The organism is Streptomyces lonarensis (genome assembly GCF_012033735.1).
Classification (GTDB): Bacteria; Actinomycetota; Actinomycetes; order Streptomycetales; family Streptomycetaceae; genus Streptomyces; species Streptomyces lonarensis.
On record NZ_JAAVJD010000296.1, the window covers coordinates 1 to 5,368 of the forward strand.

Here is a 5,368-nt window from a genome sequence, read left to right on the forward strand (position 1 = left end):
GGCCAGACCCGCCCCGGCGAGACGTGCGCGCCCGCTGCCGACCGTCGGGGCCGCCGGTGTCCCGGCGGTGTCCCGGTGCCCCCGGCGGGGTCGTCCGCCGGCCCCCGCGCCCGGACCCCGGGCCGCCGCTGCCAGGCTCAGCAGCATGGCCCTGTCGCACGCCTTACCTCCGCGCATACGATGGGTGCAGGTCCGGTCGTATCGCCGCCGACCTGCCCACATCGCGAGCGAGGGAGCACAGACGTGGCCGATGAGCAGCGCCCGGAGACCGCCGAGAGCCCGGAGGGCACCGCGGCGGTGAAGCCGGCAGAGCCGAAGCCGCGGAAGAACGGCCTCGCGCCGAAGGTCTCGGACGAGCTCGCGGAGAACATGAAGTCCGGCTGGGCCGACACCGAGCGGACCGACCTGGAGCCCGTCGCCCAGGCCGAGCACACCGCACGCCGCCGCGCGGCGCTGTCGGAGCGGTTCCCGGGCGAGCGGCTGGTGGTCCCCGCCGGGCGGCTGAAGACGCGCTCCAACGACACCGACTACCCGTTCCGCGCATCGGTGGAGTACGCCTACCTGACCGGTGACCAGAGCGAGAACGGCGTCCTGGTGCTGGAGCCGACGGCCGAGGGGCACGACGCCACGCTGTACCTGCTGCCGCGGTCGGACCGGGACAACGGCGAGTTCTGGCTCTCCGCGCAGGGCGAGCTGTGGGTCGGCCGCCGCCAGAGCCTGACCGAGGCCGAGCGCCGCTACGGGATGCCGTGCGCCGACGTCCGCAAGGTCGCGGCGCTGCTGGCCGAGGCCCGCGGTCCGGTCCGCGTCGTGCGGTCCTACGACGCCACCGTGGAGGCGGCGCTCACCGACAAGGTGACGGCCGAGCGGGACGCCGAGTTCCAGACCTTCCTGTCGGAGATGCGGCTGGTCAAGGACGACTTCGAGATCGCGGAGCTGACCTTCGCCTGCGAGGCGACCGCCCGCGGTTTCGAGGACGTGGTGAAGGTCCTCGACCGGGCGCAGGCCACCTCGGAGCGGTACATCGAGGGCACCTTCTTCCTGCGGGCGCGCGTCGAGGGCAACGACGTGGGCTACGGCTCCATCTGTGCCTCGGGGCCGAACGCGACGACGCTGCACTGGGTGCGCAACGACGGCTCCGTCAACGACGGCGACCTGCTGCTGCTGGACGCGGGCGTCGAGACGCGGGAGCTGTACACCGCCGACGTGACCCGGACGCTGCCGGTCAACGGCCGCTTCACCGAGCTGCAGCGGAAGATCTACGACGCGGTGTACGACGCGCAGGAGGCCGGAATCGCGGCCGTGCGACCCGGCGCCAAGTACCGCGACTTCCACCAGGCCGCCCAGCGGGTCCTGACGGAGCGCCTGGTGGAGTGGGGCCTGGTCGAGGGGCCGGTCGAGCGCGTCCTGGAGCTGGGCCTCCAGCGCCGCTGGACGCTCCACGGCACCGGCCACATGCTGGGCCTGGACGTCCACGACTGCGCCACCGCCCGCCGCGAGACCTACGCGGAGGGCACGCTGGAGCCGGGGATGTGCCTGACGGTGGAGCCGGGCCTGTACTTCCAGGCCGACGACCTCACCGTGCCCGAGGAGTACCGCGGCATCGGGGTGCGCATCGAGGACGACTTCCTCGTCACCGAGGACGGCTGCCGCAACCTCTCCGGGATGCTGCCGCGCCGTGCCGAGGACGTGGAGCGCTGGATGGCCGACCTCGGCGCCGCCTCCGCCTGAGCCCGCTGTGGGCCCGTCCCGACCGGGGCGGCCCCGGGCCGCCGGGCGTCGTGCCCGGCCGAGACCGCCGGGCTTCGGACCGCCCGCACCCTTCCCCCTGGCCGCGACCACCCGCACGGCCGGCCACGCGGACGGTCCGGGGCTCCGGCCCCACGCGCGGCCGCGCCGCGGCGCCGCCCCAGTACCCCTGACCTGCGGTGCGGTGCCGTGCTCGCGTCGGCGGCCCGCCGCCCCTGGCCGCTGACGACCGCCGGCTGCCGCGGTGAGGGCAGCCTGCGCCGCCCCCCGATCACCCGCCGTGACGGCTCGCGGCCTGTCCGTCCTGGCGCGGTGGGTCCGGCGATCCGTCGGTCGCGCTCTGCGCCGGTGCGGCGCGCCCTGGTCCGCGGCGACGCCGGTCACCCCGCACGACGGCTCCGCACCGCAACCGGAGGTGGACTCTCCGTCTCGAACAGCTGTTTGCTGCAACCAATCGTGAGTCCGGTGTGACCTGCCGCGATCGTGTTGTCCGATCGGTACCCGCGCACCGCAGCGGGAAGAAGGGTTCTGGTACTAACGTTGTGCAGACCTGTAACCGAATGAAAGGGCACGGCCTTGTCCGCCAGATCGTCGGACCCGCCTGAACGCAGCCACAGTCCGGGACCACCTCGCCAGCACATGCGTGACCGCGGCACGCGGCGAGGTGGTGCTTGATGAGTGTCGCACTTCTGGCCCTGCTCGCCGTCATCGTGTTGACGGTCGGCACCGGCTACTTCGTCGCGCAGGAGTTCGCCTACGTCGCGGCAGACCGGTTGAAGCTCGCCCGTGAGGCGGCCGCCGGAGACCGCAAGGCGATCCGCGCGGTGCGGGTTCAGCAGCGCCTGTCGTTCATGCTCTCGGGCGCGCAGCTGGGCATCACCGTCACCACCCTCATCGTCGGGTTCCTCGCCGAACCCGCCATGGCGGAGTTGATCTCCCCCGTCCTTCTCGCCGTGGGGGTACCCGAGGCCGCCGTGAGCGGACTCGCCCTCACGCTCTCCTTCATCGGCGCCACGGTCATCCAGATGATCGTCGGTGAGCTGGGGCCCAAGAACCTGGCCCTGGCCGTCCCGGAGCAACTCGCGAAGCAGATGGCGTCGACCACGCTGCTGTACCTCAAGATCGCCGGCCCGGTCATCCACGTGTTCGACGCCGCCGCCAACCGCCTGCTGCGGATGATCGGCATCGAGCCCGTGGAGGAACTGCACGGCGGGGCGACCGCCGAGGAGCTCGGGCATCTGATCCTGGAGTCGCGCGAACACGGCCACCTGCCGAAGGCGACGGCCGAGCTGTTGGACCACGCGCTGGACTTCTCCGAGCGGACCCTCGGGGAGGTCATGGTGCCGCGGGTCGACGTCGACTACGTGCGCACCGACACCACCGCCGCCGAGGTCGTCGAGAAGATCGGCGCCCGCGGCCACACCCGGTACCCCGTGGTGGCCGAGCGGGTCGACGACGTGGTCGGCGTCATCGGGGTCCGGGAACTGGTGAAGCTCCCGGAGGGCAAGCTCGCGTCGGTCACGGCCGGCGGCCTCGCCCGTCCCCCGCTGCGGCTGCCGGACACGCTCCCGCTGCCGCGCGCCGTCGAGCAGATGCAGACCGCGGGCCAGGAGTTCGCGATCGTCATCGACGAGTACGGCGGCCTCGCCGGGATCGTCACGCTGGAGGACATCGCGGAGGAACTCGTCGGCGAGATCGCCGACGAGAGCGACCGCGTGGTCGAGATCGCCGTGGCCGACGGGGCCGGAGGCTGGCTGGTGGACGCGGGGCGCCGCGTCGACGAGGTGGCGGACGCCACCGGCATCCCCCTCCCCGAGGAGGAGACGTTCGAGACCGTCGCGGGTCTGGTCGTGGACCGGCTCGGGGCGTTCCCGACGGTCGGCGACCGCCTGGACCTGGAGCTTCCGGGTGACGGCGGACGGCTGGAGATCGAGGTGCTGGCGATGGACCGGCACGTCCCGGAGAAGGTGCGGCTGGTGCGCGTGCCCGCCGCGACGACGCACGAGCGAGGGGTGGTCTGACGATGGACATCGGAACAGCCCTCTTCGTGACCGTGCTGCTGCTCATCGGCAGCGGGTTCTTCGTCGCCGCCGAGTTCGCCCTCGTGGCGGCCCGCAGCCATCGGCTGGAGAAGGCCGTGGCCGAGGGGAAGCGGGGCGCACGCTCCGCTCTCGCCGGCACCAAGGAACTCTCCCTGATGCTGGCCGGTGCCCAGATGGGCATCACCGCCTGCACCCTGCTGCTGGGGTCCATCTCCAAGCCGGCGATCTCCCACGCGCTGGAACCGGTGCTGGTGCGGTTCGGCCTGCCCAGCGGTGTCAGCTACGGCGTCGCCTTCGTCTTCGCCATGGTGGTGGTCATCTTCCTCCACATGGTGGTGGGCGAGATGGCTCCGAAGTCCTGGGCGATCTCCCACCCGGAGCGTTCGGCGATGCTGCTGTCGCCGCCGTTCCGGGCGATCGTCCGCGTCTTCCGCTGGGCGCTGCGCGCCCTCAACCAGGCCGCCAACGGTGTGGTGCGGGCCTTCCGGGTCACCCCGGTCGAGGAGCTCAACTCGGTGCACAGCCGGGAGCAGCTCGGGCAGCTGGTGACGGAGTCGCAGCGCATGGGGCTCATCAGCGAGTCCGACTCGGGCCTGCTGACGCGGTCGCTCAACGAGCCGCAGACGCCGATCAGGTCGCTGCTGGTGCCGGTGGACCGCATCGTGTCGGTCTCGGGCACCGCGAACGTGGGCGACATCCTGTCGGCCGCGTCCGCCAGCGACCACACCCGGCTGCTGGTGCGTGACGGGGACCAGATCGTGGGCTCCGTCCACGCGCGGGACGCCATCGTGGCGCGCGCCGAGGGCCGCGAGATCACGGCGGGCGACCTTGCCCGTCCGGTGCCGCGGCTGACCGCCGACGACACCGTGGAGCACGCGGTGGAGCAGCTGCGCCACCACCGCGCGTCGCTCGCGGTCGTCCTCACGGACGACGAACGGCTGGCCGGGCTGATCAGCCTGGACGACCTGCTGGTGCGGCTGATGGCGTGAGGCGGGGGTGCGCGTCCGGCAACGGGCGCGCACCTGGCGCACCGGCATCCTGCCGCCCGACGCCTGCGCGGCGGGCGGTGGCGCACCGGACGTATCGGAAGCACGGAACGGCCCGGCGGTCTCGACCGCCGGGCCGTTCCGCATGGGTAGGGGGCCCGGTGCCGGTGCCCGCCGCTCGCGGGCGGCGGCTCGGCCGCCGGGGTCGGTCAGTCCGCCACGCGACCGGTGACGGTGGTGCCGGCGGGGTCGACCAGGACGTACTCGCACGTGCCGTGGGTCACGGCACGGTAGGCGACCCCCGGGGGCACCACGTACGCGTCCCCGCAGCCGAGCCGTACCGGGCCCTCGGCGGTGCCGGTGCCGGAGTCTCCGGCCTCCTCCGCCAGTTCCAGGACCAGCTCGCCGCTGAGCGCCATCACCAGGGTGTCGCCGTCGGCCGCCGGGCTCCACCCCTCGGCGAGCGGTGCGTCGACCGGGGTCGCGGGAGGTGCGGGCGCCGCGTTGAGCGGCGCGGTGGCGGCGGGCGGCGCGGTGGCGGCGGGCGCCGGTGGGGCGGCTTCTCCGGCGGTCGGTGGGACGGGGGGCGCC

General features: G+C 73.4%; 4 protein-coding genes. 3 read left to right on the top strand and 1 reads right to left on the bottom strand.

What is annotated here, in order from left to right:
• Window positions 1-243 precede the first annotated feature (243 nt).
• The 3 genes from HCN56_RS23130 to HCN56_RS23140 all read left to right on the top strand — a co-directional run bounded on the left by HCN56_RS23130 (window position 244) and on the right by HCN56_RS23140 (window position 4,780).
• Window positions 244-1,731, top strand: a complete 1,488-nt coding sequence (locus HCN56_RS23130; protein WP_376770920.1) for an aminopeptidase P family protein — start codon at window positions 244-246, stop codon at window positions 1,729-1,731.
• Between the two features lie 692 nt (window positions 1,732-2,423).
• Complete coding sequence (locus tag HCN56_RS23135) at window positions 2,424-3,770, top strand: hemolysin family protein (RefSeq protein ID WP_167974230.1); 1,347 nt, start codon at window positions 2,424-2,426, stop codon at window positions 3,768-3,770.
• 2 nt (window positions 3,771-3,772) lie between these two features.
• Window positions 3,773-4,780: a hemolysin family protein gene (locus HCN56_RS23140; protein ID WP_167974232.1), complete on the top strand. Its 1,008-nt coding sequence runs from the start codon at window positions 3,773-3,775 to the stop codon at window positions 4,778-4,780.
• Window positions 4,781-4,986: 206 nt separating this feature from the next.
• On the opposite strand, the gene HCN56_RS23145 is transcribed toward HCN56_RS23140, so the two are convergent.
• Window positions 4,987-5,368, bottom strand: a 382-nt coding sequence (locus HCN56_RS23145; protein WP_512700876.1) for a cupin domain-containing protein, incomplete at its 5' end; no start/stop codon positions are given.